1 protein-coding gene is annotated in these 811 nt (G+C 45.0%); it reads left to right on the top strand.

The genetic code is table 11. The features are described from left to right. Window positions 1–156: 156 nt before the first annotated feature. A partial coding sequence (gene dapB / locus GMD4S_RS09700; protein WP_000027887.1) for a 4-hydroxy-tetrahydrodipicolinate reductase occupies window positions 157–811 on the top strand: 655 nt, incomplete at its 3' end.

Here is an 811-nt window from a genome sequence, read left to right as displayed (position 1 = left end):
TCATGGGCAGCTAACGTCCTTTGTATCTTGATAATTGAACACGCCTGGAACCCTGTGTGAAAAAGATAGTTCTTCCAAGGAGTAGACAATCCTTGATCGGACCTCCTATTTTCACTTTGTGTTCTTGCAGGCTTTGTATCTTAGACAGGAGTAGAGATGAGTATTCGAGTAATTATTGCCGGTTTTAAAGGAAAAATGGGTCAAGCTGCTTGCCAGATGGTCTTGGCTGATCCGGGCTTGGACTTAGTTGCAGTTTTGGATCCGTTTGAGTCTGAGTCAGAATGGCAGGGAATTCCTGTTTTCAATGATAAGGCTGACTTGGCTGGTTTTGAAGCGGATATCTGGGTAGATTTTACTACACCAGCCGTTGCCTACGAAAATACACGCTTTGCTCTTGAAAATGGCTTTGCTCCTGTCGTAGGAACAACAGGCTTTACTAGTGAAGAAATTGCAGAACTAAAAGCATTTTCTCGTGAACAAGATTTGGGTGGCTTGATTGCTCCCAACTTTGCCTTGGGAGCTGTCTTGCTTATGCAATTTGCGGCGCAGGCTGCCAAATATTTCCCAAATGTGGAGATTATCGAGCTCCATCATGACAAGAAAAAAGATGCTCCGAGTGGAACAGCCATTAAAACGGCTGAGTTGATGGCAGAAGTTCGAGAGTCTATCCAACAAGGTGCGCCTGATGAGGAAGAATTGATTGCTGGTGCCCGTGGTGCTGATTTTGATGGCATGCGGATCCACTCAGTTCGTTTGCCAGGCTTAGTAGCTCATCAAGAAGTTATCTTTGGCAATCAGGGAGAAGGATTGA

Source organism: Streptococcus sp. GMD4S (assembly GCF_000296955.1).
This window is presented reverse-complemented; position numbering and strand designations above follow the sequence as displayed.